The sequence below is a fragment of the Microbacterium sp. Leaf161 genome, from assembly GCF_001423645.1.
Classification (GTDB): Bacteria; Actinomycetota; Actinomycetes; order Actinomycetales; family Microbacteriaceae; genus Microbacterium; species Microbacterium forte.
Genome location: NZ_LMOW01000001.1, coordinates 16,338 through 42,016, shown reverse-complemented (window position 1 = coordinate 42,016; position 25,679 = coordinate 16,338). Strand labels below are relative to the sequence as shown.

General features: G+C 65.3%; 25 protein-coding genes. 21 read left to right on the top strand and 4 right to left on the bottom strand.

Annotated elements, in window-relative coordinates:
* Window positions 1-18 precede the first annotated feature (18 nt).
* Window positions 19-1,083 (bottom strand): glycosyltransferase, encoded by a 1,065-nt coding sequence (locus tag ASF87_RS17405; RefSeq protein WP_082508705.1) that lies wholly within the window; start codon window positions 1,081-1,083, stop codon window positions 19-21.
* 1,243 nt (window positions 1,084-2,326) lie between these two features.
* A complete protein-coding gene (locus ASF87_RS17600; RefSeq protein ID WP_157549972.1) occupies window positions 2,327-3,196 on the bottom strand; it encodes a hypothetical protein in 870 nt (289 codons plus the stop codon).
* Window positions 3,197-3,785: 589 nt separating this feature from the next.
* Here ASF87_RS17600 and ASF87_RS00185 point away from each other — a divergent pair.
* Window positions 3,786-5,156 (top strand): MATE family efflux transporter, encoded by a 1,371-nt coding sequence (locus tag ASF87_RS00185; RefSeq protein WP_056373318.1) that lies wholly within the window; start codon window positions 3,786-3,788, stop codon window positions 5,154-5,156.
* Between the two features lie 134 nt (window positions 5,157-5,290).
* Here ASF87_RS00185 and ASF87_RS00180 read toward each other — a convergent pair whose 3' ends face one another.
* Window positions 5,291-5,887, bottom strand: coding sequence for a class I SAM-dependent DNA methyltransferase (locus tag ASF87_RS00180; protein ID WP_056373316.1), 597 nt, complete (start codon window positions 5,885-5,887; stop codon window positions 5,291-5,293).
* Between the two features lie 444 nt (window positions 5,888-6,331).
* Here ASF87_RS00180 and ASF87_RS00175 point away from each other — a divergent pair, with 444 nt between their 5' ends.
* The 4 genes from ASF87_RS00175 (at window position 6,332) to ASF87_RS00160 (ending at window position 9,728) form a co-directional block, all read left to right on the top strand.
* On the top strand, window positions 6,332-7,234 hold the full coding sequence (locus tag ASF87_RS00175) for a PIG-L deacetylase family protein (protein WP_082508704.1): 903 nt from the start codon (window positions 6,332-6,334) through the stop codon (window positions 7,232-7,234).
* Window positions 7,235-7,380: 146 nt separating this feature from the next.
* Entirely contained in the window at window positions 7,381-8,127 is a 747-nt protein-coding gene (priA, locus tag ASF87_RS00170; RefSeq protein ID WP_056373312.1) for a bifunctional 1-(5-phosphoribosyl)-5-((5-phosphoribosylamino)methylideneamino)imidazole-4-carboxamide isomerase/phosphoribosylanthranilate isomerase PriA, read from the top strand.
* Window positions 8,111-8,935 (top strand): SseB family protein, encoded by an 825-nt coding sequence (locus tag ASF87_RS00165; RefSeq protein ID WP_056373310.1) that lies wholly within the window; start codon window positions 8,111-8,113, stop codon window positions 8,933-8,935. Before priA ends, ASF87_RS00165 begins: the two co-directional genes overlap by 17 nt.
* 34 nt (window positions 8,936-8,969) lie before the next feature.
* The gene (locus tag ASF87_RS00160; RefSeq protein WP_056373307.1) at window positions 8,970-9,728 is read left to right on the top strand and encodes a DUF3626 domain-containing protein; all 759 of its coding nucleotides are present in this window, start codon (window positions 8,970-8,972) and stop codon (window positions 9,726-9,728) included.
* A 149-nt stretch (window positions 9,729-9,877) separates the two neighbouring features.
* On the opposite strand, the gene ASF87_RS00155 is transcribed toward ASF87_RS00160, so the two are convergent.
* Complete coding sequence (locus tag ASF87_RS00155) at window positions 9,878-10,276, bottom strand: DUF1844 domain-containing protein (RefSeq protein ID WP_042536542.1); 399 nt, start codon at window positions 10,274-10,276, stop codon at window positions 9,878-9,880.
* 231 nt (window positions 10,277-10,507) lie between these two features.
* On the opposite strand from ASF87_RS00155, the gene infC reads away from it, so the two are divergent.
* The 16 genes from infC (at window position 10,508) to ASF87_RS00075 (ending at window position 25,675) form a co-directional block, all read left to right on the top strand.
* Window positions 10,508-11,158, top strand: coding sequence for a translation initiation factor IF-3 (infC, locus tag ASF87_RS00150; protein ID WP_079113185.1), 651 nt, complete (start codon window positions 10,508-10,510; stop codon window positions 11,156-11,158).
* A gap of 72 nt (window positions 11,159-11,230) precedes the next feature.
* Window positions 11,231-11,425 carry a 50S ribosomal protein L35 gene (gene rpmI / locus ASF87_RS00145; RefSeq protein WP_056373306.1) on the top strand — a complete coding sequence of 65 codons (195 nt, stop codon included), beginning with the start codon at window positions 11,231-11,233 and terminating at the stop codon, window positions 11,423-11,425.
* A gap of 32 nt (window positions 11,426-11,457) precedes the next feature.
* Window positions 11,458-11,844, top strand: coding sequence for a 50S ribosomal protein L20 (rplT, locus tag ASF87_RS00140; protein ID WP_029262486.1), 387 nt, complete (start codon window positions 11,458-11,460; stop codon window positions 11,842-11,844).
* A 102-nt stretch (window positions 11,845-11,946) separates the two neighbouring features.
* A complete protein-coding gene (locus ASF87_RS00135) occupies window positions 11,947-12,759 on the top strand; it encodes a TrmH family RNA methyltransferase (RefSeq protein WP_056376260.1) in 813 nt (270 codons plus the stop codon).
* A 76-nt stretch (window positions 12,760-12,835) separates the two neighbouring features.
* A complete protein-coding gene (locus ASF87_RS00130) occupies window positions 12,836-13,504 on the top strand; it encodes a response regulator transcription factor (RefSeq protein WP_056373304.1) in 669 nt (222 codons plus the stop codon).
* 6 nt (window positions 13,505-13,510) lie between these two features.
* A complete protein-coding gene (locus tag ASF87_RS00125; protein WP_056373301.1) occupies window positions 13,511-14,887 on the top strand; it encodes a sensor histidine kinase in 1,377 nt (458 codons plus the stop codon).
* Window positions 14,884-15,864, top strand: a complete 981-nt coding sequence (locus tag ASF87_RS00120) for a TAXI family TRAP transporter solute-binding subunit (RefSeq protein ID WP_056373299.1) — start codon at window positions 14,884-14,886, stop codon at window positions 15,862-15,864. Before ASF87_RS00125 ends, ASF87_RS00120 begins: the two co-directional genes overlap by 4 nt.
* Before the next feature lie 352 nt (window positions 15,865-16,216).
* Entirely contained in the window at window positions 16,217-16,966 is a 750-nt protein-coding gene (locus ASF87_RS00115; protein WP_376708823.1) for an amino acid ABC transporter ATP-binding protein, read from the top strand.
* A 46-nt stretch (window positions 16,967-17,012) separates the two neighbouring features.
* Complete coding sequence (locus ASF87_RS00110) at window positions 17,013-17,921, top strand: glutamate ABC transporter substrate-binding protein (RefSeq protein ID WP_042536552.1); 909 nt, start codon at window positions 17,013-17,015, stop codon at window positions 17,919-17,921.
* 59 nt (window positions 17,922-17,980) lie between these two features.
* Complete coding sequence (locus ASF87_RS00105; RefSeq protein ID WP_042536554.1) at window positions 17,981-18,637, top strand: amino acid ABC transporter permease; 657 nt, start codon at window positions 17,981-17,983, stop codon at window positions 18,635-18,637.
* Window positions 18,634-19,554, top strand: coding sequence for an amino acid ABC transporter permease (locus ASF87_RS00100; protein WP_056376259.1), 921 nt, complete (start codon window positions 18,634-18,636; stop codon window positions 19,552-19,554). The genes ASF87_RS00105 and ASF87_RS00100 overlap by 4 nt, the downstream gene beginning before the upstream one ends.
* Before the next feature lie 9 nt (window positions 19,555-19,563).
* Complete coding sequence (locus ASF87_RS00095) at window positions 19,564-20,202, top strand: hypothetical protein (RefSeq protein ID WP_157549971.1); 639 nt, start codon at window positions 19,564-19,566, stop codon at window positions 20,200-20,202.
* 49 nt (window positions 20,203-20,251) lie between these two features.
* Complete coding sequence (pheS, locus tag ASF87_RS00090; protein WP_056373295.1) at window positions 20,252-21,292, top strand: phenylalanine--tRNA ligase subunit alpha; 1,041 nt, start codon at window positions 20,252-20,254, stop codon at window positions 21,290-21,292.
* Window positions 21,292-23,796: a phenylalanine--tRNA ligase subunit beta gene (gene pheT / locus ASF87_RS00085; RefSeq protein ID WP_056373292.1), complete on the top strand. Its 2,505-nt coding sequence runs from the start codon at window positions 21,292-21,294 to the stop codon at window positions 23,794-23,796. Before pheS ends, pheT begins: the two co-directional genes overlap by 1 nt.
* 132 nt (window positions 23,797-23,928) lie before the next feature.
* A complete protein-coding gene (locus ASF87_RS00080; RefSeq protein ID WP_082508703.1) occupies window positions 23,929-24,645 on the top strand; it encodes a DUF402 domain-containing protein in 717 nt (238 codons plus the stop codon).
* 64 nt (window positions 24,646-24,709) lie between these two features.
* Entirely contained in the window at window positions 24,710-25,675 is a 966-nt protein-coding gene (locus ASF87_RS00075; RefSeq protein ID WP_056373288.1) for an NAD-dependent epimerase/dehydratase family protein, read from the top strand.
* Window positions 25,676-25,679 lie beyond the last annotated feature (4 nt).

Here is a 25,679-nt window from a genome sequence, read left to right as displayed (position 1 = left end):
TTGCAAGATGGTGCATTACTAGGCTGTTGCGGCTTCAACGAAAGCATCGTATGTCGTTCGCGCGATATTTCTCCAGTCGTGATGTTTGTCCAGGTCGGGTAACGTAGCGGGCTTGGCGAGGTCAAATGTGCGGTCGAGAACGCTTGCACGGATGCCACCGTCGAAGGTGTGGACCCAGTCGGCGCCGACAGTTTCCCGCATTTCGATGAACGTACCTCGGTGCGGAATCATTACCGGAACGCCAAATGACAAGGACAACATCGCGCTTCCGGAATTCACAGAAAGAGAGGTGGGAAGGATTGCAGCGTCGGCGGCCTGGTAATAGAGATGCATGTTGTCGTCCTCCACATACTGGACGTCAACGCGAGCATTGCCAACCTGCTGCGCCTTCTCGACGAGCCGCTTCGCGAATCGCTCGTCGAGAGCGTCTCCAACTATGTAAAGGAAGACATCCTCGCGGTCGCGGGTAACTTGAGCATGGCATTCGAGCAATTGCATCAGGTTCTTGTAAGGTCGTAGCATACCTAGGGCGATCACGATACGTTTATCTGGCGGGAGCGATAGTATTTCCCGAGCCGAGGCCTGGGAAACCTGACCGTCCCGATAGACACCTCGATAGTGGCCGAGAGGAATTACTCGCTGTTCCACATTTCGCAGCGTGGGGTAGTAGCGCTGGAAGTCATCCATAGATGTTTGGGACGCGCAGAGCACCAGATCGGTTTGTCGAACGAAAGCCTGCATGAAGAAGTCGACGACTCCTGAGCGGTCAGATTCGTGGGAGATGATGTTGTTTGCGCTCCATACCAGTCGTGCGCCCCGTCGTCGGGCGAGCCGTAATTGAAGGAGCAGACGTGCGGCATCGATTGCAGAGACTATTGAGCCGTGCTTGCGGTTGATGCACCACTCAGGCCAATAGACATGTATTATGTCGGCGCGCTCGCGCCAGAGTGATCGTGCAGTGAGTGGCAAAATAGTCACGGGTCCTGACGACTTGATGCCCTCGTAGAGCAAATTTAGGTCCGCATTCCCACCGATGTCGCCAAAGCGATGCGCGGCAAGAATCCTCAAAGTTCGTGTCTTCATGGGTGCTCCATCAATCTGCGCGCGGATCAGATCTCGATGCGGTGCCGCCTCTACGAACGGCTTGCGCGCAATAGTTGATGAGCGTCTCCATCTCCGCTGGTCCAATTACGTCGAGGTGAGACGTGCGAAGTCCAACCTCTAGCCAGCTTCGAAGCGATGCCATCGCGGCTGAGCCTAGAACGCCCGCAGGGGGCGGAGCCTCCACCCACTGACGCCTACTTGCGTCCAGACCAAGTAGAAAGCCCGCAGCCCATATCTCGTTCATGAGATGACCAGGCAACGCAGGTATCAAGCCCACTCGCGATTGTTCTGCGTCGGTCAGGACTTCTCTCCTGGTGACTCCGAAGAACTCGACTTGCTCTGGCCAGTGACCCCAGATACGCCAACGCCGCTTCGCGGGCCACAGCTCATCGCCCTGGATGGGCGTGTCGACGAGACAACGGGAGTCCTGCAATGTCACGGTGTGCAGGTAGTCCTCTGGTTTGCCATCGAGCGAAGCTCGTTCCAGATGGGCGATACGGGACCAATCCGGAAGCGTCGCCCCTGGGCGTCCCGCGAAGACAGTGGCGTGGCGCGGGCCTTCGTCCATATTTCCAGCGACGCTGTCACTCCCGCCGTGATCAACGAGATGCGGAATCGGTGTAAGTACCCTCACCTTGTGATCACGCAGAAAATCACCGATTGCGAGGTCATCAGCTTTCATCGTCGAGGGAAGCGCCTGAAGGTGCGAGGCAACCTCGCGCGCCAGCTCGTGAGGCATGATCAGCGCGAGAGAAGGCGTCCATTCCCATGGCACAAGGTTCGCGTATGATTGGCCAGCCACTGCCGCCGACCGTACCTGCCACGAATTGCAAGGGCTGTCGCTATTAGTAGACAGAGCGATCACGGCATCGGGACGGGCAGTGACGAGCTGCAGGACTGCTGCCGCAAAACCGGGGGCCGGCACTATGTCGTCCTGGATCACCATGTGATGGGTGCTCCCCGCGGGCGGAACCCACGCGATTCGTGCCGTGCGGAGTGGGCTAGGAATGCCATCGGGGTCGGGGTCAGTGACGACCGAGACCTCCAGCGGTGCGCAGAGCCGTCGGATAGTGCGAACATTCCTGCTTCGAGATGGGTGATGCATCATCGCGACGCTGATCGCCAGAGGCGCCCCGTCGCTCGCCTCGGGTGCGGTAACCGCCGCAGATTGTGAATCGGAAGCAGCGACATGACAGGGGTTTAGGATATCCACCTCAAGAACTCAGATGTAACTTACTGCGGACAGCGTGCTCTGGGCGCCGACTCCGGCGAACCGATGGCGAGCTGTGAGCACGGTTTCCACAGCATCGACCACTTGGTGCACGCCGTCGATTCCGCCAGCGAGGCGCTGCAGTTCCTGCTGTTGACGTGACACAAGATCCTCACCGCGCATCGCGCTCCTCATTCCGCGAGCTAGGGAATCGACCATGTCATCCCACATCGCGCCTCGGTTCATGGAGCACTCGCGGAGAAGCGCCCCCAGTTCTTTCGTCTCCGCCATCGCATCGGCGGAGGCAACTCGCATTTTCCGGGTGCCGACGAGCGCGTCGGGGAACACCTCAGAGGGGCCGTCGACGCCGGTGATACGTGCATAGTTCGCGTGGTGACCGTAGTGCTGCTCGGGAAGGAACAGTACCGGCGTGTCGTACGCGAGCGACTCGAGCACCGTCGTCAGTCCCGGCGGGGTCAGACATCCGATTGCGCGATTGAGTGTAGTCAGAGTGTCCTTGTGGCTGAGTGGTCGGAGCTCAATCCGCCGCGGGAGCGAGCGCATCGCTCGAAGGTGAAGAGGATTGCCGGCAAGGACAATCGGCGCACTCGTTCCAGCAGAGTCGGAGGCATCCATGAGTAGCTCAGCAACGGTGTAGATCCACTCTGCCGCCCGTTGATCATTCATCAAAGGATTTGTTAGCCCAGCCGTCGAGGCAAGCCACATGTCGCGGGGAACTGATGCTCTCTGGGAGAGATCGACGATTCCCTCTACATGGTGAACGACGTCATGGTCGGGAACTCGACGACAGTCTCGGTCGCCGGCCATCTGTGCGCAAGTGATGGTGCTCAAGCAGTTTGCCATGAACTGAGCGGTGTGCATCGGCACATCTCCGAGGTACGCGAGTGCATCGGCTGGTCCCGTAGTGCGTCGAAGCTCACGGAGATGATGCTCTGCTATCGGTTCGATTCCGTCCCAATTCCACATCCAATACAAGCTGTCCACATAGACGGAGGGGAGGTCATACGCGTGCGCCCACACCGCAAGTGCTGGCTCCATCACGCTAATGACTGCGTCTGTACCCTCCGGGGACACATCCACGAATCGGTCGAACTGCCGAATTGAGGAGAAGCTTGCTGGATTCGATCTCGCGAATGACAACGCGACACCGCTTCCGACGAAGTGGCACTCATGGCCCCGTTGGATGAGATTCCGGCTGATGGTCTCCAATTTCGAAGCGGGCCCGTATCCGTAATTTTCTGCGGAAACAGTAAACCGTGCCATCCAAACCCCCCTGGTCTCTCGGGCTTCATTGCCTGAGATCCGATCTTTGTGTACGACTTCGCGTAAGTCAAGTGAGTGGATAGATCAGGGGACACTTCGCCGCGCTTGTTCTCGGGTCCGGTTCGTCGTGATACCTTGTAGTTTCGTGTAGTAGCGCAACCGCGTCCCACCTTCTGAGAGCCTGTGAATGCCTAGATCACTCCTGGTTGGGACCCCTTGGAAGGGGATCCTCGCGTTCGCGACTCCTTTACTCCTGGGCAATCTGTTTCAGCAGGCCTATCATTTTGTTGATGCGATCGTGGTCGGACGGTTGCTGGGAGTGAGTGCGCTAGCGGCGGTCGGCGCTACGAGCAGTCTTGTGTTCCTCCTCATCGGATTCGCCTGGGGAGCGGCGAGCGGGTTTGCGATACCTGCAGCCCAAGCGTTCGGCTCAGGGGACCAGGCGCGGCTGCGTCGTTCGGTTGCGGCGGGAGTCTCACTGACTCTGTTCACGAGTCTGGTGATCACCATTCTTGGCCCGCTCGTGACCAAGCCGGCGCTCGTGCTCCTGCAGACCCCTCAGTCCCTACTGAATGATGCAACGACGTTCGCGCAGATCACATTCCTTGGTGGGAGTCTCATCATGGGGTCCAGCTATCTAGCGGCGCTTGTCAGAGCGATCGGCGATTCACGGACCCCATTGATATTTCTCGCTCTTTCGAGCGTGATCAATATAGCGCTTGTGTTTATTGCTGTCGGGGGTATCGGTCTTGGAATTGCAGGCGCGGCTCTGGCAACTATTGTGTCGCAGGGAATATCGGTAGTTCTTTGTCTCATCTACATCAGAAGGCGCGTTCCAGCTCTGCAAGTCGGAGTCGCAGACTTCCGCGGCGTCGGAGCGAGTTTGTGGGAGCACGCACGACTCGGCCTTCCCATGGGATTCCAGTCCTCCATCATCGCCATCGGGCTCCTTACCGTGCAAGTTGCGGTTAATGGGCTAGGGGCCGACGCCGTCGCCGCCTACACAGCAGCAGGGCGAGTGGATGGAGTCGCTGTTGCTTTCCTTTCGTCCCTCGGAATGGCGACGTCGGTGTTTGCAGCGCAGAATCTTGGCGCCGGACGCTCGGAACGCTTGCACAAGGGCGTCGCGCAGTCTGTTGTCATTGCTGGCGCGGCGGCTGTGGTTCTCGGAAGCGTTCTCGTCGTAGGAGGTGCCGCCATCGTTAGCCTGTTCACTGGGGAAGGCGCCGAGGACGTGATTCGCATGGCATGGATCGTGTTGGTGGTCAACGGAGCGAGCTATCCCGTGCTCGCGGTTCTCTTCATCTTCCGCTATACGTTGCAGGGTCTCGGCCAACCGCTGATGCCAACGCTGAGCGGCCTTGCGGAAGTGGCCGCGCGAGTTATTGCCGCCATCACTCTGGGCTCGCTGATGGGCTATGTCGGCGTCGCCCTCACCAGCCCCATCGCGTGGGCGGCAGCTGTTACGCTTTTGATCCCGGCTGTCCTACGAGCGCGCCGGAATCTGAGGGAAAGTTCGAGCGAAGCGTCCACGTTTGCTCGGAGTCCAGCCCACTAGCGGGAACGACGGCGACAGCCGTGTCGGGCACGAGAACACATCGCGACAGCGTGCGCGCATTCGAAGGCGTTGAGCGATGGGCAAGGTGCATAGGGCTATTCCCGCTCTGCGGATCCCAACCCCCGCCGGAGGGGCTAGCGAGATCGGTTATAGAGACAGATCTCGAATGTCGTGTCGTCGACAGTGTGGGTCTCAATGACGCTCTGCGTAAGTCTCGAGTCCGAGCCAAAGAACCGGTGTACTTCGTCGCCGCCGAGCCGAAGGCCGTGCGTTTCATTTAGGCAATGGGCGAGGATGAGGTCCCCGCCAACCGCGAGCGCCTCAACTATCGCTTCCCTGGTAGTAGTGAGATCCGCAGGTGATAGGTAGTACCCGACCTCCGACATCACGATCAGGTCAAAAGGACCTTCCAGGCTCTCCGCAGGTGGGAGAACGACCTCGCGGATTGTTACCTCATCATGGAATCGGGTGCGCAAGTGCTGCACCGCGACAGAGGATCCGTCGATTGCAGTCACGCTTGATGCGATCTCGCGGAGAGGCTCGATCATCGCGCCTGCTCCACTCCCAATATCGAGCGCACGGCGATACTGCGATTCTGGCGCGACCGCCAACGTCCGTCGTATCTTTTCGAGCTCGTAGGGGCTCGAGTAGGTCTGCCACGGATCACTCTCCTGCGTGTACAGCTCGTCGAAGAATTGGATGTTCCTCGTAGACATCGGGAGTTCGTTCATGTGATTCTGCCTTTCAGCGGTGGCCGTCACGGTGCACGAGAGACAGCCGTCTCCGCCCGCGGATAGGTGGTCTCTGCAGGATTCAGTGTATGTGGAAGTGTGCCCCGGAAGTGAGATGATTTGCGTGTCGCGACTACGCTAAGGGCGCAGTTGAGGGCAATGAGAGATGCTCGTTGTGTGAGACGGCTACGGCACGGTCATCCGTAAAGGATTGAAGACCCGCCGTCCGAAATGTGTCGTGTCCTTCACGCCGGTAGCGTTCCTCTCAGCGATACCAGTGGGCATTCGACACACGCGGGACCGTTTCGGCCCAAACTCGCAACGCGACAGCGGATCGGTCGCACTCGCGGATGTCGACTCTTGGTATGCTCGATAGTCCGAACGTTGATCGCGCGTCTGAAGGTCTTCTGCGTGTCAACCACCCAGTCGTAGAGTTGAGGCGATATGACCGCTGGAGAGTGGCGTCCCACTCTAATTCCGGATTTGGTAAGTCCGGATATACCCTTCATGAGGTCGGTTCAGGACGTACTGAATCCAGGGGTCGTCTTGGCATTCTCGCCTCATTTCGACGACGCTGTGTTCTCTGCTGGAGGCTTGCTCTCGGCTGCCGGACGGTTGGATTCCTTCACGGTCATCACGATCTTTGGAGGCCAGCCTCCCTCTGAGATTTCGGCCACAGCCTCCGCGTATCACGGCACTTGGGGCGACTTAGACTCGATGGTGGAGGTGCGACGTGCGGAGGACCGCGCGGCCATTCAACTACTGGGTGGCCAACACGAGCATTGGGATGAACTCGACGCCATCTATCGTCGTCAAGATGACGGGCGATGGCTGATCACCGAGGCGACTCCTACGAACCACCCGACTGTTCATGCCGCCTCGGAGCGGTTGCTTTTACAACGAATTGTCGCGCGCATACGGAGACGCCTGAGTGAGTATGAGGGTGGTGTGGTGCTCGCGCCGGCAAGCATCGGTGGGCATGTCGACCATGCGCGCGCGCGCGACGCCGTCCTCGAGGCCGTGGGTGCCGACGGGCGAGAGACGTGGTCGGTTTTGCTATGGAACGATCTGCCCTACGCGACACATTACGACGACGCGCCTCCACTTCTGCCGCCGAAATATGCGGTCGGTCCGTCGTTCGGAGTGACAATCGAACGAGATGACTGGATCCGGCGTATCGCGGCTAGTGCAACGTATTCTTCTCAGTTGAAGGGGATGGAGTGGGACGGGGTCAGTGTTCCCGAGCAGATCGATCGTTGGGCGACTCAGCGGGGGCGGCGCAATCCGCTGGAGACGTTTCGAGTTGCTGAGATCTCAGGCCGTCGGGGTGCTTGGAAGCGGTCATAGGGAGCAGTTGGTCAATGGACTCGGTCACCGCAGGAGTTGAGGCTGCACCTCAGCTGACCTAGAGCGTCATTTTGATCGGTGTCCTCAGGCGGCTATGGTCGGTCTTCGTATTGCCGTTTCGGCGCGCCCTCGTCATCAAGGACACCATGAACGACTTCGCTCAGTCTCCCTCTCTCACTCTGCTCCCCGCCGTCGATGTCGCCGGCGGCAAGGCAGTCCGTCTCACCCAGGGTGAAGCCGGCACCGAGACCAGTTATGGCGACCCGCTCGACGCCGCCGGGGAGTGGGTCGCGCAGGGCGCGCAGTGGATCCACCTCGTCGACCTCGATGCAGCTTTCGGTCGCGGCAGCAACACCCCGATCCTCCGCAAGGTCATCAAGCAGTTCAAGAACGTCAACGTCGAGCTGTCTGGCGGCATCCGTGACGATGCGACGCTCGAGGCGGCTCTCGAGAGCGGCGCGACACGGATCAATCTCGGCACGGCCGCGCTGGAGAACCCGGAGTGGGCCGCCGACGTGATCGGCCGCTTCGGCGAGGCGATCGCCGTGGGACTCGACGTCCGCGGCACGACGCTCGCCGCACGCGGCTGGACGAAGGAAGGCGGCGACCTCTGGGAGGTGCTCGAGCGCCTCGAGGATGCCGGTTGCAGCCGCTACGTCGTGACCGACGTCACGAAGGACGGAACGCTCAAGGGCCCGAACCTCGAGCTGCTCCGCGAGGTCACCGCCCGCACGCCGAAGCCTGTCGTGGCCTCCGGGGGCATCTCGAGCCTCGACGACATCGCCGCGCTTCGCGAGCTGGTGCCGTTGGGTGTCGAAGGTGCGATCGTCGGCAAGGCGCTCTACGCCGGCGCCTTCACGTTGGCTGAGGCTCTGGATGTCGCAGGGGACTGACGACGCCTGCAGCCACGGCTCACAGGGCCTCGGCTCACAGGATCATGCGTCGCCGAAGCAGGGAGACTCCGCAGGTGTGCCCTGGGAGGGGCGCAGCTTCGAGTCGAATCCGCATGCGGGGGACGACGGCTCCGCGGACCCGGCGCTTCTCGATGCCCTCCTGCGATTCCGTGCAGGTGAGGGCGCTCAGAGCGAGGTCGTCGACGCGTTCCGCACGGCACGGGTGCTGATACCTCTGGTCGCCGAGAAGGGCGAAGAGGGCGTCGCCCCCAGCGGTCTCGCGGTCGACAAGACGCAGGAGCTCTCCATCGTGACGGTGGCTGCGCCGGACGGTCGCCGGGTGCAGCCGGTGTTCTCCTCGGTCGAGGCGATGCAGCGCTGGGACGCCACGGCGCGACCGATTCCGGTCGACGCGACGCGCGCCGCACTCGCGGCGTCCGCGGACGACACCGACCTCATCGTGCTCGATCCGACCTCCGACACCGAGTTCGTCATCCGTCGCCCGGCAGTGTGGGCGATCGCGCAGGGGCACGGCTGGGAGCCGAGCTTCCTGTCACCCGAGGTGTTCGGCGCCCTGCAGGCGAGCGTCGCGCACGAACTCGCGGTGATCGATGTCGCAGTCGCCGCGGGTGACCCGGACGCGCGCCTGCGCGGGCCAGAGCTCATCGTCATACTCGAGCTGGTCGACGGCCTCGAACGCGAGGTGCTCGATGCCGTGCTCGCCCGCCTCGCACAACGCTGGGCGGCGGACGACCGCATCGCCGTGCTCGCCGACTCGCTGACCGTCAAGCTCCGTCGTTCGGCCTGACCGGAGCAGCGCACCCCATCGCTAGGGTTGCTGCATGCCCGTCGCCGTCCTCCTGCACTTCCATCCGGATTGGCCCTTTCGAGACGGCACGGTCATGGATGCGATGGCGAGGGACGGCCGGTATCGCTCACAGTTCGAGACGGGGACGTCGAACGGCGGGCTCACCGCGCATCGGCAGGGCGATCGGTGGCGCTGGGAGAGCCGTCTGTTCGACGGGAGATACGACGCCGGGGCGCCCCACGCGAGACCCGTGTACGGCGCGCTCGACCTCGGCGACGCGCACGGAGCATCTCCACGATTCGGGTCGTCGTTCGTCCGGCTCCGCTCCGAGGCGGCTGCGCGCGCCACGTTCTGCTACCCGGACTCGGTCTTCGAGCCCGACGGCGTCGTCGACCTCGATGGCGTCGACGCTCTGGTCGAGCAGATGCGATCGGGCGACATCGACCCGCTGGATCGCTATGTCGAGGCGCACGTTCACGGGGGAGTCGACTTCGCGGTGGATGTCGAGGAGATCGTCCTCGACCCCTGCTTTCGCGACTCCGACGCACATGCCGCCGCCGCTCGGCTCGCAGCGGTCGACTTCCATCCCGGTTTCAGGGCTGACACGGCCGCCCTCGATCCGAGGTATCGCGGAGCCGAGTACGTCGAACTGGCGAGGAGTCTGTCGGACGAACTGACGCCCGACGTGGTCGGAGCGGCAGCGCGCTCCGGCATCCATGAGCCGCAGGCGCTGAAGCGGGTCTGGCATCTGCTGGCACGTTTCGGACGCAGTCCGTCGCATGCGCCCCACTGACTCGTGTGTCGACGTGGTGCGCGCCGCCGACCGGACCATCTGGGAACCCTGCGGCGGAGCCCGCGATGCTCCTGGAACCCGGACCGCAGCATTCTGACGCTCAGGTCAGCCGCGTCGCACGGGATCCAGGAGCCCGCCACACGCGGTGACTAGTTGACCGGCCCGGTCCACTTCTCGCCCGGACCCTTGCCGATCGGGTCGGGGATGGTCGATGCCTCGCGGAACGCGAGCTGCAGTGAGCGCAGCCCGTCACGCAGGGAGCGTGCGTGCATGTCGCTGATCTCGGGCGCGCCGGCGGTGATGAGACCGGCCAGAGAGTTGATGAGCTTGCGAGCCTCGTCGAGATCGAGCTGCTCTGCCGCGTGCGGGTCGTCGGCGAGGCCGAGCTTGACGGCCGCCGCGCTCATGAGGTGCACGGCTGCGGTGGTGATGACCTCCACCGCCGGAACGTCTGCGATGTCCCGGGTGGCGGAAGAAGCCGCCTCCTCCTGCCGTGCCCAGCGCTCTTCGCGCTCGCGTGCAGCCTCGTCCGATGCCTGGTTCGTCACTTCGCCTTGCCTTCTGTTAGACTGTGTCGGGCTCCGGAGCGTCATGCTCCGGTACGAAAGAGGATTCACTTCCCACCCGCGCTTGCCGTTCCAGGCTACCGGGTCTTGCACTCCACCGGATCGCGTCGCCAGACTGATCCGGCAGGCAGGGTGCATAGCCGGCGTCTGACTGCCGGTGGGTGGGGACGATTCTGATTTCGCCCGGGATGCTGACTGCGTCCTGGTGGCTGAATCCCATCGTCTAAGGAGTTACGCATCAGCGATCCCCGCACCAATGAGCGCATCCGCGTCCCCGAGGTCCGCCTCGTCGGCCCCGCGGGTGAGCAGATCGGCGTCGTCCGCATCGAGGCGGCGCTGCGCCTTGCGCAGGAAGCCGACCTCGACCTCGTCGAGGTCGCACCGAACTCGAAGCCGCCCGTGGTCAAGATCATGGACTACGGCAAGTTCAAGTACGAAGCCGCCCAGAAGGAGAAGGAAGCTCGCCGCAACCAGGCGAACACCATTCTCAAGGAGGTCCGCTTCCGACTGAAGATCGAGGCGCACGACTACACGACCAAGCTCAAGCGCGCCGAGGGCTTCCTGAAGGCCGGCGACAAGGTCAAGGCCATGATCCTGTTCCGCGGCCGCGAGCAGTCGCGTCCCGAGCAGGGTGTCCGTCTTCTCCGCAAGTTCGCCGAGGACGTCGCCGAGCTCGGAACCGTCGAGTCGAACCCGACCATCGACGGTCGCAACATGGTGATGATCGTGGCTCCGCTCAAGAGCAAGTCCGAGGCCAAGCAGGAGCAGAACGCGGTTCGCGACGCCCAGCGCGCAGCGAACAAGCAGGCCGCCCGCGAAGCCAAGAGCGACACCGACGCACCGGCCGAGGCCGCAGCGGAGTAACTCCCGCCCCCAGACTCCCGCACCGCGGGTTGACACCGTCGCCTGAGAAGGCGCCATACGAAGGAAGAGAAGATGCCGAAGCAGAAGACCCACTCGGGTGCCAAGAAGCGCTTCAAGTTCACCGGCAGCGGCAAGCTGAAGAAGAAGCAGGCCGGGATGAGCCACTTGCTCGAGCACAAGTCGAGCCGTCGCACCCGCCGGCTCAACCAGGACCAGGTTGTCTCCAAGGCAGACACCAAGGTCGTAAAGAAGCTTCTCGGCCGCTGACGCGCCCGACGCACGAATAGGAACACAGGAAAATGGCAAGAGTCAAGCGGGCGGTAAACGCCCACAAGAAGCGTCGGGTCATCCTCGAGCGCGCAAAGGGTTACCGCGGTCAGCGTTCGCGCCTGTACCGCAAGGCCAAAGAGCAGGTCATCCACTCGCTGGTCTACTCGTACCGTGACCGTCGCAAGCGCAAGGGCGACTTCCGTCGCCTGTGGATCCAGCGCATCAACGCTGCTGCACGCCAGAACGGCATCACGTACAACCGCTTCATCCAGGGCCTCGGTCTTGCGGGTGTCACTGTCGACCGTCGTATGCTCGCCGACCTCGCGGTCAACGACGCAGCGACCTTCACGACGCTGGTCGAGACGGCGAAGAAGGCTCTGCCCTCTGACGTCAACGCTCCGAAGTCCGCTGCGTAAGCAGCTCTTCACCACAGAGGACGCTCTCCTTCGGGAGGGCGTCCTCTGTCGTTCGCCCGGCGTTTGCGCAGGAACAGCTCTGCCGTTCTCTAGACTGTGAACGTGCTGGAGAACCCCCGTTCGCCCCGAGTCCGTGCCGTCGCCAAGCTGACCAAGCGCAGCGCGCGAGCAGAGACAGGGCTCTACCTCCTCGAAGGACCTCAGGCGGTTCGAGAGGCGCTGACCTACAGCCCCGAGGCGATCGTCGAGTTGTTCGCGACACCGACCGGCTGGGAGAAGCATCAGGACATCCGCGCGAAGGCATCGGATGCCGGCATCGACGTCGAGCACGTCACCGAGTACGTGCTGAACGCGATGGCGGACACGGTCACGCCGCAAGGACTGGTCGCGGTCGTCCGGCAGGCGCCGACCTCCGTCCGCGACATCTTCGCGGACTCCCCGCGTCTCGTCGCGATCTGCGAGGAGATCAGGGACCCGGGAAACCTCGGCACGATCATCAGGGCCGCCGACGCGGCGGGGGCGGATGCCGTGGTGCTCACCGGACGTACGGTCGACCCGTACAACCCGAAGGTCGTCCGTGCCACGACGGGGTCACTGTTTCACCTGCCCGTGGCGGTGGGAGCCGAGCTCGCCGATGTGGTCGAGAAGGCGCACGCTGCCGGTCTTCAGATCCTCGCGGCGGATGTGAAGGGCGACGATCTGCTTCGGGCACGCGCGGACGGAGTCCTCGCCGAGCCGACGGCCTGGCTGTTCGGCAACGAGGCGCGGGGTCTCGAGGACGACGCGCTCGACCAGGCCGATCAGGTGCTGAAGCTGCCGATCTTCGGTCGGGCCGAGTCGTTGAATCTGGCCACGGCCGCGAGCGTCTGCCTCTATGAGAGCGCTTTCGCGCAGCGGGCGGCATCCTCCGCCTGATCGCAGCCGGCGAGGCGCTCTCTCGCTCTGCTGGTAGGTTTGTCCCTGCTCGAGCGGAGAAGGGGACCCAGGGTCGATGCGGATTCTGATCGTGGAGGACGACGAGCGCGTCGCCGCCGCACTCGAGGCATTCCTCGCCCGATCGGGCTATGCGTCCGTACGAGCGGCAGACGGAGCGTCCGCCCTGCAGCTGCTGGGTGCCGACACCGAGGTCGTGCTCCTCGATCTCGGTCTGCCCGATGTCGACGGCATCGATCTCTGCCGCCGGATCCGCGGTCGCTCCGAGGTTCCGATCGTCATTGTGACAGCGCGCAACCAGGTCACCGAGCGCATCAGAGGGTTGCGGGCCGGAGCCGACGACTTCGTCGTCAAGCCCTACGACGTGCACGAGCTCCTTGCTCGCATCGAGGCCGTCACCCGACGTTCGAGACCGGTGCGGCCAGAGTCCGAGGCGCGTGTGCTCCTGCACGATGGCGAGGTGGAGATCGACCTCGTCGCTCGTCAGGTGCTCATCGACCGGGCCCCGATCGAGCTCACTCGCAAGGAGTTCGACATCGTGTCGGTGCTCGCCCGGTACCCCGGTGTGGCCGTGCCGAAAGAGAGACTCATCCGCGAGGTCTGGAACACCGACTGGCGCGGGTTCGGCCACTCTCTCGAGGTGCATGTCGGCGCCATCCGCAAGAAGACGGGCCAGCGTCGTCTGATCGAGACCGTGCGCGGTGTCGGCTACCGGCTGGCCGGGTAGCCGTCGATGCGCAGACGTCTGGTCGTCGTGTTCCTCGTGCCGCTCGTCGCGATCCTCCTGTCGCTGGGTGGCGCGACGGCCTGGAGCGCGACCCGCAGCATCCAGCAGGCGTTCTACACCGAGCAGCTCGGCGACCTGGGGTACTTCGTGACGAGTGCACGACAGGCGCTGCGGTCGGGGAGCGCGACCGTGATCGATGCCGAGGTCGAGCGATTCCACGAGGTGTACGGGATCGACATCGTCGTGTTCGATCTCGCCGGCGGCGTGTGGGCTTCGGGACTGGACGCAGCCGAGGTGCTGCCCGACGACGATGCCGCACGCGTCGACCTCGCGCTCTCGGGGCGGCGGGCCGAAGCTCCTGAGCCGGTGTTCCCCTGGATCGCGGCCGAGTCCTCGCTCGTCGAGCCGGTGTTCGATGACGGCGACGTCATCGGCGCCGTCATGCTCTCCGCCGACGTCGAGGCGCCGAGGACGGAGATCCTGCGGCAGATCCTCGTGCTGTCGGCGGTGTCGGCGGTGTCGATCGGACTGGGCGTCTTGCTCGTGTTCCAGCTCGCCAGGTGGGTGCTCTCTCCGGTGCGTCGTCTCGACGAGGCGATGATCGCGATCGAGCGGGGGGAGATGGACGCCAGAGTCGCGGAGGACACCGGACCACCCGAGCTGCGCCGGATGACCCGCGTCTTCAACGGCATGGCGGATGAGATCGAGCGCGTCATGACGCGCCAGCAGGAGTTTGCGCTGAACGCCTCGCACGAGCTCCGCAACCCCCTCAATGCGCTGCTTCTGCGCGTCGAGCACCTCTCGACCGGCCTCGATGACGACTGGAAGGACGACGTCGAGGAGACGCGGGAGGAGGGACGCCGCATGGCTCGCATCCTCGAGACGCTCCTCGGGCTCGCGCGGGGCGGACGCTCAGACACCACGATCTCGGCTGTCGATCTGACGACGCTCGCGGCCAGGCGCGCCGAGGCCTGGAGCCAGGTGGCCTCTCACCGGGGGATCCGCACACTCTCGTCGGGGGACGCCCCGGTGATGAGCGTCACCGATCGCACGATCGTCGAGAGCGCGCTCGACGCGGTCATCGACAACGCGGTGAAGTTCTCTCCATCCGACACCGTCGTCGAGATCGGATCGCACCGCAGCGAGGGACTCTGCGTGCTGACCGTCCGCGATCACGGCCCGGGTCTGACCCGCGAGCAGGCCGAGAACGCCGCCGACCGGTTCTGGCGGAGCGACGACAGCGGCGGGGTGCCCGGTTCAGGGCTCGGCCTCGCGATCGCCACCGACCTCCTGGCGACGATCGGTGGCGAGCTGAGGGTCGACACGCCGGAGGACGGCGGGCTGCTGGTCTCGCTGCTGCTGCCGGACGGAGCTGCGGAATGAGTCCGCGCGGCAACCGGCACGCCCGCTGGCGCAGGATCGCGGCTGCGGCGGCCATGCTGGTGATCGCGGGCGCGAGCAGTGCCTGCAGCACCCGGTCGGACGAATGGGGTGACTCTCAGTACGCGATCGCCGGAGGGGGATCGAACGGGGTGTACTACGCCTACGGTGCGGAGGTCGCTCGCGCGCTGTCCGGCTCGCTGGACGTCCGCGTGGAGGTGGCAGAGACCGCCGGGTCGGTCGACAACCTTCTTCGGGTGAGTTCGGGGGAGGCTCTCCTCGGCTTCGCACAGGGGGATGCCGCGGCGGACGCGGTCGCGGGTGCCGGGGCATTCGACGAGGCGCTGCCGGTGCGGGCCGTCGCCCGCCTGTACGACGAGTACCTCCACGTGGTCGTGCGCGCCGACTCGGACATCGTCGACCTCGGCGACCTCGCGGGAAAGACCGTGTCGCTCGGCGCGGAGAACTCGGGCGTCAACGTCATCGCCGCACGAGCCCTGGATGCCGCAGAGGTCGACATCGCGTCGATCGCGGATCCGCAGCTCGACCTCAGCGCGTCGATCGATGCACTCGAGGGGTCAGGCATCGACGGATTCTTCTGGGTGGGTGGCATCCCGACTCCCGGCATCGCCGAACTGGCGAAGACCACCCCCGTGCGGCTGGTGCCGGTGGAGCAGACCTGGGTCACCGCGATCAACACGCGCTACTCCGACGCATACCGTCCGTCGGACTTCCCCGTGGGCCTCTACGGGCTCGACGAGTCGGTGCCGACGATGGCGGTCCCGAACTATCTGGTCACCTCGTCCGACACTCCCGACAGCATCGTGCGAGACGTTCTGACGAGCCTCTTCGACGGCCGCACGGATATCGCGCAGCGGGTCCCGGTCGCTTCTCTGCTCGACCGGAGACAGGCGATCTTCACAGGGCCGGTCGACCTCCACCCCGGTGCGATCGAGTACTACCGAGACCAGCGGGACTGAGGCCTCAAGAAATCCTCAAGAAGTCTCATGCCGGCATGCTGCTCTGCCAATGTGGTGGTCGATCGCGCTCGATTCGACGGAGAATTCAGATGCCACAGAGCCCACGCCCTTCACTCGGGCGCGCTCTCGGTCGTTCCCGGGGATCGTCGTGCGAGCGGATCCGGTCGGAGGCTTGCTGCAACGTTCTACTCGGGGGAGGAACCGCGCAGCAGGGACGCCCCCACGGTTCGCGGGGGCGGACCGTGGGGCACTCCGGCATCCGGACGGGATTCGCCTCTTCGCGTGGTTACGAACGTGTAAATGTCGACGCATCAATGTGGAGCCACGTGATCGACCTGGCTAGTTTGGAGAAATGATGACCTCTGGTAAGCCTCTCGTCGTGGTCGACAACGTCCAGAAGCACTATGGCGACTTCCAGGCGCTCACGGATATCGACCTCACCGTGAACGCCGGCGAGGTGGTCGTGGTGATCGGCCCCTCCGGCTCGGGCAAGTCGACCCTGTGTCGCACCATCAACCGACTCGAGACGATCACGAGCGGCACGATCAGCATCGACGGCAAGGCGCTGCCGGCCGAGGGCAAGGGACTCGCGAACCTGCGAGCCGACGTCGGCATGGTGTTCCAGTCGTTCAACCTCTTCGCGCACCTCACGATCCTCGAGAACGTCACGCTGGGCCCGATCAAGGTCCGCGGCATGAAGAAGGCCGATGCCGACAAGGAGGCAATGATGCTGCTCGAGCGCGTCGGCGTCGCCCAGCAGGCGTCGAAGCTCCCCGCCCAGCTCTCGGGCGGACAGCAGCAGCGCGTCGCGATCGCCCGTGCCCTCGCCATGCAGCCCAAGGTCATGCTCTTCGACGAGCCGACCAGTGCGCTCGATCCCGAGATGATCAACGAGGTCCTCGACGTCATGGTCGAACTCGCCCGTGACGGCATGACGATGATCGTCGTCACCCACGAGATGGGCTTCGCGCGCAAGGCTGCCAACCGCGTCGTGTTCATGGCGGACGGGAAGATCGTCGAAGAGGCGACACCCGAGGAGTTCTTCACCAACCCGAAGAGCGACCGCGCCAAGGACTTCCTCTCCAAGCTCCTCACGCACTGACGAGCTTCACAGACCTTTGCACACACAGCACACGAAGGAGACGCACATGCGACGCACACGCACACTGGCAGGGATCGGGATCGCGACGGTGGCACTGTTCGCGCTGACCGCCTGCAACAGCGGCAGCCCGTCCGACCCCGGCGCCGGAACCGGCGGCGACGAGGGCGAGGACTCCACCTGGTTCGAGGTCGCCGAGGACGTGCAGCTCGAGGGCAGCCCGACGTTCGACGCCATCCAGGAGCGCGACAAGGTCGTCGTCGGCGTCAAGGAGGACCAGCCAGGACTCGGCTACCTCGACGTGACGACGGGGGAGCGCACCGGCTTCGACGTCGACATCGCTCGGTGGATCGCCGCATCGCTCGGCTACGACGAGGACAAGATCGAGTTCAAGCCGATCGCCTCGGCGAACCGCGAGCAGGCGATCACGAACGGTGACATCGACTACTACGTCGGCACCTATTCGATCAACGACAAGCGCAAGGAGCTCATCGACTTCGCCGGCCCGTACTTCATCACCGGCCAGGGACTCCTGGTCGCCGCTGATGCTGACGACGCCGAGGCGCTCGAGGACTTCAACGGCAAGACCGTCTGCTCTGCGACCGGCTCGACGCCGATCCAGAACATCAAGGCGAACTTCCCCGAGATCAAGACGCAGGAGTACGACCTGTACTCCGCCTGCGTGCAGGATCTCATCGACGGCAAGGTCGACGCTGTGACCACCGACCAGGCGATCCTGATCGGTTACGCAGCGCAGTACCCGGACGACGTGAAGGTCACCGGCGGCCTCTTCACCGAGGAGCGCTACGGTGTCGGCCTCACGAAGGGCGATGACGCGCTGCGCACGCACATCAACGAGCTCTTCACCGACAACGGCGACATCTGGCAGGCGATCTTCGACGCGAACCTCGGTTCCAGCGGCATCGAGGTCGAGCAGCCCGAGGTCGACGCGTACTGATCGACATGGGCGGCCTCCTCAGGGAGGCCGCCCACTCATTCTGAAGAAGGGAGGGTGGCGTGGACGTCATCTTCGGCAACCTCGACCTGTGGGGACAGGCGATCAGCAACACGCTGATCGTGTTCTTCGCCGGCGGGATCATCGCGCTGATCCTCGGCCTCATCGTCGGGGCGATGCGCGTGTCTCCAGTGCCCATCGCGCGAGGCGTCGGCACCGTGTACGTGAACACCGTGCGCAACACCCCACTCACCCTCGTCTTCTTCTTCTTCATCTTCGGGTACCCGCAGCTCGGGCTTCCCGATCTGTCGAACCTCGTGCTCGGCATCCTCGCCATCGGCATCTACACGGCGACCTATGTCGCCGAGGTGCTGCGGGCCGGAATCAACACGGTCCCGGTCGGCCAGGCTGAGGCGGCGCGAGCGATCGGGCTTCCCTTCGGCCAGGTGATGGGCCTCGTGATCCTCCCGCAGGCGTTCCGCTCGGTGGTGCCTCCGATGATGAGCGTCTTCATCGCCCTGCTCAAGAACACGACCGTGGCGGCCGGATTCTCGGTCGCCGAACTGGCGGCACTGCGTTCGACCATCAACGACTCGGCCGATCGCCCCGGCAACCCGATGGAGGTCCTCCTCTGGGTCGCGGTGGTGTTCGTCGCCCTGGTGCTGCTGTTGAGCTGGCTGCAGCGATATCTCGAGAACCGATGGAGGATCGCGCGATGAGCTCTGTACTGTACGACGTCCCGGGGCCCCGGGCGATCGCCCGCAACCGCGTCATCGCGGTCGCCACCGTCATCCTCGTCCTCGCCGCTCTCGGCTTCATCGTCCTGCGGATGGTGGAGACGGGCCAGTTCTCGGCGGAGAAGTGGTTCGTCTTCACGTTCTCCAACGTGTGGATGGGCATCTTCAAGGCGCTGGGCAACACGCTCGCCGCGTTCGCGCTGGCCGCGGTGCTCAGCATCGTGCTGGGATTCGTGCTCGCGATCGGTCGGCTCTCCGACCACGCCTGGGTGCGGATCCCGGTGACCGCGATCACCGAGCTCTTCCGCGCGGTCCCGGTACTGGTCTTCATGATGCTGCTGTACTACGGACTGCCCGTGGTCGGCATCAAGATGGACCCGTACTGGGCGGTCGTCATCGCGCTGATGGCGTACAACGGCTCCGTGCTCGCAGAGGTGCTTCGGGCCGGTATCGAGTCCCTGCCCCGCGGGCAGAAAGAGGCCGGCTACGCGATCGGACTCCGCAAGAGCGGCGTCATGCGTCTCATCCTGCTGCCCCAGGCGATCCGGGCGATGCTCCCGGTGATCGTCGCCCAGCTGGTCGTGACCATGAAGGACACCGCTCTCGGGTTCATCATCACCTACCCGGAGCTGCTGTACTACGCGAAGCAGCTGACGTCGCAGCAGGGGCGTCCGATCCTGCAGTCGGCGTTCGTCATCGGCGGCATCTACATCGTCATGTGCCTCATTCTCTCCGGCATCGCGAAGTGGGTGGAGATCAGCACCCGTCGTTCGCCGAAGGTCAAGGCGATCCAGGCGGCCGGGGACCCGCGCCAGCACGGCGACGGCACCAACACCGAGCTCATCACCCTGCAGCGCGGGGGCGGTGTCGCGGGCGGGGACGGCCCCGGCCCGGTCTGAGCGTCCGTCGTGATGCGCGTCGAGCCGATCTCCGCCTATCCGCCTGCGACGAGCCGCACGCTCGCGGAGTGGATGGATGCTGACCTGGCCGCGCTGCATGGCACGGACTCCCGGTCTCGGCTGCGTGAGGTCGCCGATGCTCGCGCGATGCGCCGTGGGATGTGGGCCTCGTTCCTCGCGCTCGGCTCGTCGTCGGTTGTCTTCGGGCTCGTCCTGCTGGCGGTCGGTATGCCGCCTTCGGCATACGTGCCGTCGATGATCGTCGGTGGCATCGTCGCCGTCGTCTCCGGCGTGTTCCTCGCACGGGTGAGAGGCTGGATCCCGAAACCCGGCACGTCGTACACCACCCGGGGTGCCGGCTCGCTCGGAGGCGGCCTCATCGCCGCAGCCAGCATCTTCGGGGCGCTCAACGCCTTCCTGATCCCCGGAATCGTCTCCTCGGTCGACCCGGTGCCGCTCCTCGTCCTCGACGCAGGATTCGCACTCCTGCTCGTCTCGGTGTTCGTGATCCCGGCCGCGGTCATCGGCCGGGGGCGTCAGACGCTGCGTCGCGAAGCGGCGCGGGACCAGCGACTCGTGGCCGCGCTCGAGCGCGATCGGGTCACATGGGTGCCCCTGGTCGCAGTGCCGATGTTCGGCCCGCTCTGAGCCCGGCCCCGGGAAGGAGCAGTCCGCCGTCCCGGTAGACTCCTATCTCGTGTCTGAGTCTCCCGAAATCACCCCGGAAGCGGTCGAAGCCGCCGTCGCGGCCGCACTCGAAGCGATCACTGCGGCCGCCGATACCACCGAGCTGAAGGCGGCTCGAGCCGCTCATGTCGCAGACGGCTCGCCTCTCGCCGTCCTGAACGCCTCGATGCGGCAGGTGGCTCCCGAGAACAAGGCGGCTTTCGGCAAGCTCGTCGGGCAGGGGCGCGGTCAGGTCACGAAGGCCCTCGCCGCCAAGGAGGAGGAGCTGGCAGCCGCCGAGGTCGCCGCCCGTTTCGAATCCGAGCGCATCGACATCACCGCCGTTTCTTCCCGGACCCGCGTCGGGGCGCGGCATCCGCTCACCCTGCTCAGCGAGCAGATCTCCGACATCTTCGTCGGCATGGGCTGGGAGATCGCGGAAGGGCCCGAGCTCGAGCACGAGTGGTTCAACTTCGACGCGCTGAACTTCGACGTCGACCACCCCGCTCGCCAGGAGCAGGACACCTTCTACGTCGACCCGCCCTCGCGCCACCTCGTGATGCGCACGCACACGAGTCCCGTGCAGGTGCGCTCGATGCTCGACCGCGACGTGCCGATCTACGTGCTCTGCCCCGGTCGCGTGTACCGCACCGACGAGTTCGATGCGACGCACCTCCCCGTCTTCACGCAGTTCGAGGGGCTGGTCGTCGACAAGGGCATCTCGATGGCCCACCTCAAGGGCACGCTCGACCACGTCGCGCGTCAGCTCTTCGGACCGGAGGCGAAGACGCGCTTCCGCACGAACTTCTTCCCCTTCACCGAGCCGTCTGCCGAGCTCGACCTGTGGCACCCGACCTTCAAGGGCGGCGCCCGCTGGATCGAGTGGGGCGGCTGCGGCATGATCAACCCGAACGTGCTGCGTGCGGCGGGGATCGACCCCGACGTCTACAGCGGCTTCGCCTTCGGTATGGGCGTCGAACGCGGACTCATGTTCCGCAGCGACGTGCAGGACATGCGGGACATGGCAGAGGGCGATGTCCGTTTCAGCGAGCAGTACGGGATGGTGGTGTGATGCGCGTCCCGCTTTCGTGGCTGCGTGAGTACGTCGATCTGGCAGCGGATGCGACGCCCGAAGACGTTCTGGCGGCGATGGTCACCGTCGGCTTCGAGGAGGAGGATATCCACCGCTTCGAGATCTCGGGTCCCGTCGTGGTCGGACAGGTCGTCTCCCTCGAGGGGGAGCCGCAGTCCAACGGCAAGACGATCAACTGGTGCCAGGTCGACGTCGGCGAGGCGAACGGCGGCATCCGCGGGATCGTCTGCGGAGCGCACAACTTCGTCGCCGGCGACAAGGTCGTGGTGACCCTGCCGGGCGCTGTGCTGCCTGGGCCGTTCCCGATCGCCGCCCGCAAGACCTACGGTCATGTGTCCGACGGCATGATCGCCTCGGCGCGGGAGCTCGGTCTGGGTGACGAGCACAACGGCATCCTCGTTCTCGCCGACCTCGGAATCGACGCTCCCGTCGGCACTGACGCGATCAGCCTGCTCGGTCTCGACGATGTCGCGGTCGAGATCAACGTGACACCCGACCGCGGGTACGCGTTCTCGCTCCGAGGTGTCGCACGCGAGTACTCGCACGCCACCGGAGCTACGTTCCGCGACCCGGCCGAACGGGACTTCGCCGAACTCCAGCCCGGAACCGGTCATACGGCGATCGTCGACGACGCCGCCCCCGTGCGCGGCCGCGTCGGGGCGAGCGAGTTCGTCACCCGTGTCGTCCGCGACGTCGACCCGTCGCGCCCGACCCCGCCGTGGATGATCGCTCGCCTGTCGCTCGCCGGCATGCGCTCACTCGGCATCCTGATCGACATCACCAACTACGTCATGCTCGAGCTGGGGCAGCCGCTGCACGGATACGACCTCGACAAGCTTTCGGGTGGCATCACGGTGCGCCGTGCGACCCCCGGTGAGAAGATGACGACTCTCGACGGCCAGGAGCGGAAGCTCCACGTCGAGGATCTCCTGATCACCGACGGATCCGGGCCCATCGGCCTGGCCGGTGTCATGGGTGGTGGCACGACCGAGATGAGTGACACGACACGCAACGTCCTCATCGAAGCAGCGACGTTCGACCCGGTGACGATCGCGCGCACGGCCCGTCGTCACAAGCTCCCCAGCGAGGCGTCTAAGCGCTTCGAGCGCGGCGTCGACCCCCTCGTGCCGTTCGTCGCGGCTCGTCGAGCCGCCGACCTGATGGTCGAGTTCGCCGGCGGCACGCTCACCGAAGAGGGTGGCGCGCTGTTCGCCGAGGTCTTCGTCGCCGAGATCGAGCTGCCGCGAGGATTCGTCCAGGGACTCATCGGGGTCGACTACTCCGACGACGAGATCGTGGTCGCGCTCACGACGATCGGTGGCGAGGTCACCGAGACGGATGCCGGCTGGGTCGTCATCCCGCCGACCTGGCGCCCGGATCTCACCGACAAGTGGTCTCTTGCTGAAGAGGTCGCGCGCATCCACGGTCTCGACCGCATCCCCTCGGTGCTGCCGACGCCTCCGTCCGGCCGTGGCCTGACGCCGCACCAGCAGGGGCGACGTCGCGTGGCTGACGCGCTCGCAGCAGCCGGTCTCGTCGAGACGCCCTCCTTCCCCTTCACCACCGACGCCGAGAACGACCTGCACGGTTCGGCGTCGGGAGAGCACCTGCCCAGCATCCGGCTCGCGAACCCGCTCGACGGCTCTGCTCCGTTCCTGCGTCGCTCGCTCATCCCGGGACTGCTGCAGACCGCGCATCGCAACATCTCGCGCGGCCTCACGGATCTCGCGCTGTTCGAGACCGGAGTCGTGTTCCTGCCCGAGCCCGGTGTCGAGTACGGCACCGATGATGTGCCGCCGCTCGGCGTGCGTCCGTCGGACGAGACCCTCGCCGCGCTGAACGCGTCGATCCCGCCGCAGCACCGCCATGTCGCGGCGCTGTTCACGGGCAATGTCGTGGCACGCCAGCCCGGCCGTGCGGCTGAAGCGGCCGGTCTGTCGGAAGCGCTGGACGCGGCTCGCGTCATCGCCGCAGCTGCCGGCGTGGACATCGAGGTGGCCCAGGGCGAGCGCGCGGCGCTGCACCCCGGGCGCACAGGCGTGCTGTCGGTCGGCGGCGTCGAGGTCGGCTATGTCGGAGAACTCCACCCCGACGTCGCAGCGGGAGCAGACCTGCCGGGTCGCGCGACCGTGCTCGAGCTCGATCTCGACGGAATTCTCACGCTGGCGAACGCCCGTGCGGTCGCCGCCTCGCTGTCGACGTTCCCGGCCGCCACGCAGGACGTGTCGCTCGTGCTCGGGGCTGACGTCCCCGCCGGCGACGTCAAGGTTGCGCTGGCCGAAGGCGCGGGAGAGCTCCTCGAGGCGATCCGACTCGTCGACGACTACCGCGGAGACGGCGTCGCGGAAGGGCAGAAGAGTCTCACCTTCGCTCTGCGATTCCGCGCGGACGATCGCACGCTCACCGCGGCCGAGGCGACCGAGGCGAAGCTCGCGGGCGTCGCTGTCACGGCCGAGCGCTTCGGCGCGACGCTGCGCGACTGACTCAGCACTGCGCGGACTGCATTCCAGTACGGGATGCAGTCCGCCACGCAGCGATCGAGGCGTCAGATGTGGAAGTGACCGCCACCGCCGAGCCGACCTGAACCTGGCTTTCCCGCGAGGTAGCGTGTCGTGATGAGCATCCTTCCCCACAGCACGCCTGCGGCGGTTCCCGATGGCGTCCGACCGATGGGCGAGGCGCCCTTCCTCGACCCGGGCGATCAGATCTCCTGGCACTACCGGAAGCCGGGGTGGCAGCCCGGAGATGCGTCGACGATCACACCCATGCGAGTCGTCCGCGACGACGAGCGGGGCCTCGTCGCCTGGCTCGCTCCGGGCACGCTGCAGGAGGGGCAGGGCACTCCGGAAGGCGAGCGGATCCGAACGGTTCCGCTCGAGCGGCGATGGCTGGACCCGCGGACGCGGATCGTGGAGGAGTGGTGGGGCAACGGCATCCTGCGGATCGCCCCCGCAGGCGCCGCGTGGTCGGTGTGGCTCTTCTGGAGCGATGTGAGCGGGGCGGAGTGGCAGTTCGCCGGCTGGTACGTAAACCTCGAGAACGCGCACCTGCGCACCGACCGCGACACCTACTCGTCGGACCACATCCTCGATGTCGAGATCGAGCCGGACGGCCGGGTGCATCTGAAGGATGAGGATGAGCTGATCGCGGCCGTCGAGCAGGGCCGTCTCACATCCGAGCAGGCGGCGCAGATCGAGCGGCACGCCGACGCGGCGATCGCGTCGTACCGCGACGGTGACTGGCCGTTCGCCGCGGACTGGCGCGATTGGCGGCCGGATCCCTCCTGGACCGTCCCGGAGCTCACGGGGCTGTCAGACCTCCGTCCGCGGTGAACCCGGCATCCGCCGTGAGCGGAAGACACTTCCCCTCGCACGGCGGAGATGGTGGCATGGGTCCATGACTGACGCTCTGATTCTCGGCGGGACCGGCTGGCTGTCCGGTCGGATCGCCAGACGCATGCTGGTGAACGGGGCGGCGGTGATGTGCCTCGCGCGAGGAGGTCGACCGTCCCCGGAGGGTGCGAGCCTGGTTCTGGCCGATCGTGACGACGCCGACGCCTATGACGCCGTCCGCGGTCGCGATTGGGATCACGTGATCGACGTCTCCTCGAATGCGGCGCACGTGGCGGCGGCGGTCGAGGCGCTCGGGGATCGAGCCGCCCGCTGGACGTACGTCTCGTCGGTGTCTGCATACTCCGATGATGAGACGGTCGGGGCGGATGAGTCCGCGCCGTTGCATCAGCCGGCCGGCGCCGGCGATGAGTACGAGTACGGCGCGCAGAAGGTCGCCGCCGAGAACGCGGTTCGCACGCTCGGCGACCGAACGCTGATCGTGCGCCCGGGGCTGATCGTCGGGAAGGGCGACCCGAGCGACCGCTTCGGATACTGGGCTGCGGCGTTCCTGCGCGCTCACGACGAACCCGTGCTGCTGCCCCGTGCAGACGGGCGCGACGTGCAGGTGATCGATGTCGATGACCTGTCGGAGTTCATCAGCACGACGACCGCGACCGGAGTGATCAACGCGACCGGCGACCGGCACCCGATGGCCGAGGTCATCGAGGCGGTGCGCAGGCACGTGGGTCACCGAGGAGACACCGTCACGGCCACCGACGACTGGCTCGTGGCGAATGAGGTGGAGTACTGGGCGGGCAAGCGATCGCTGCCGCTGTGGCTCCCGAGCGACATGACCGGATTCATGACGAGGTCGAACGCGCGTTACCGTGCGGCCGGGGGAGAGCTGCGCCCGCTCGACGAGACCATCGCCGCGGTGGTCGAAGACGAGCAGGAACGCGGTGTCGATCGCGAGCGGCGGGCAGGTCTGACCCGGACAGACGAACTCGCGCTGATCCAGCTCCTGCGCTGACGGC

Excerpts from the sequence above, each read along its gene's own strand:
- ASF87_RS00130 (WP_056373304.1), top strand. The coding sequence starts at position 12,836 with ATGCGGATTCTGATCGTGGAGGACGACGAGCGCGTCGCCGCCGCACTC.
- rplT (WP_029262486.1), top strand. The coding sequence starts at position 11,458 with ATGGCAAGAGTCAAGCGGGCGGTAAACGCCCACAAGAAGCGTCGGGTC.
- pheT (WP_056373292.1), top strand. The coding sequence starts at position 21,292 with ATGCGCGTCCCGCTTTCGTGGCTGCGTGAGTACGTCGATCTGGCAGCG.
- ASF87_RS00110 (WP_042536552.1), top strand. The coding sequence starts at position 17,013 with ATGCGACGCACACGCACACTGGCAGGGATCGGGATCGCGACGGTGGCA.
- ASF87_RS17600 (WP_157549972.1), bottom strand. The coding sequence starts at position 3,196 with ATGCACACCGCTCAGTTCATGGCAAACTGCTTGAGCACCATCACTTGC.
- ASF87_RS00080 (WP_082508703.1), top strand. The coding sequence starts at position 23,929 with ATGAGCATCCTTCCCCACAGCACGCCTGCGGCGGTTCCCGATGGCGTC.
- ASF87_RS17405 (WP_082508705.1), bottom strand. The coding sequence starts at position 1,083 with ATGAAGACACGAACTTTGAGGATTCTTGCCGCGCATCGCTTTGGCGAC.
- rpmI (WP_056373306.1), top strand. The coding sequence starts at position 11,231 with ATGCCGAAGCAGAAGACCCACTCGGGTGCCAAGAAGCGCTTCAAGTTC.
- ASF87_RS00120 (WP_056373299.1), top strand. The coding sequence starts at position 14,884 with ATGAGTCCGCGCGGCAACCGGCACGCCCGCTGGCGCAGGATCGCGGCT.
- priA (WP_056373312.1), top strand. The coding sequence starts at position 7,381 with ATGAACGACTTCGCTCAGTCTCCCTCTCTCACTCTGCTCCCCGCCGTC.
- ASF87_RS00125 (WP_056373301.1), top strand. The coding sequence starts at position 13,511 with ATGCGCAGACGTCTGGTCGTCGTGTTCCTCGTGCCGCTCGTCGCGATC.
- ASF87_RS00115 (WP_376708823.1), top strand. The coding sequence starts at position 16,217 with ATGATGACCTCTGGTAAGCCTCTCGTCGTGGTCGACAACGTCCAGAAG.
- ASF87_RS00160 (WP_056373307.1), top strand. The coding sequence starts at position 8,970 with ATGCCCGTCGCCGTCCTCCTGCACTTCCATCCGGATTGGCCCTTTCGA.
- ASF87_RS00100 (WP_056376259.1), top strand. The coding sequence starts at position 18,634 with ATGAGCTCTGTACTGTACGACGTCCCGGGGCCCCGGGCGATCGCCCGC.
- ASF87_RS00180 (WP_056373316.1), bottom strand. The coding sequence starts at position 5,887 with ATGAACGAACTCCCGATGTCTACGAGGAACATCCAATTCTTCGACGAG.
- ASF87_RS00165 (WP_056373310.1), top strand. The coding sequence starts at position 8,111 with ATGTCGCAGGGGACTGACGACGCCTGCAGCCACGGCTCACAGGGCCTC.
- ASF87_RS00075 (WP_056373288.1), top strand. The coding sequence starts at position 24,710 with ATGACTGACGCTCTGATTCTCGGCGGGACCGGCTGGCTGTCCGGTCGG.
- ASF87_RS00175 (WP_082508704.1), top strand. The coding sequence starts at position 6,332 with ATGACCGCTGGAGAGTGGCGTCCCACTCTAATTCCGGATTTGGTAAGT.
- ASF87_RS00185 (WP_056373318.1), top strand. The coding sequence starts at position 3,786 with ATGCCTAGATCACTCCTGGTTGGGACCCCTTGGAAGGGGATCCTCGCG.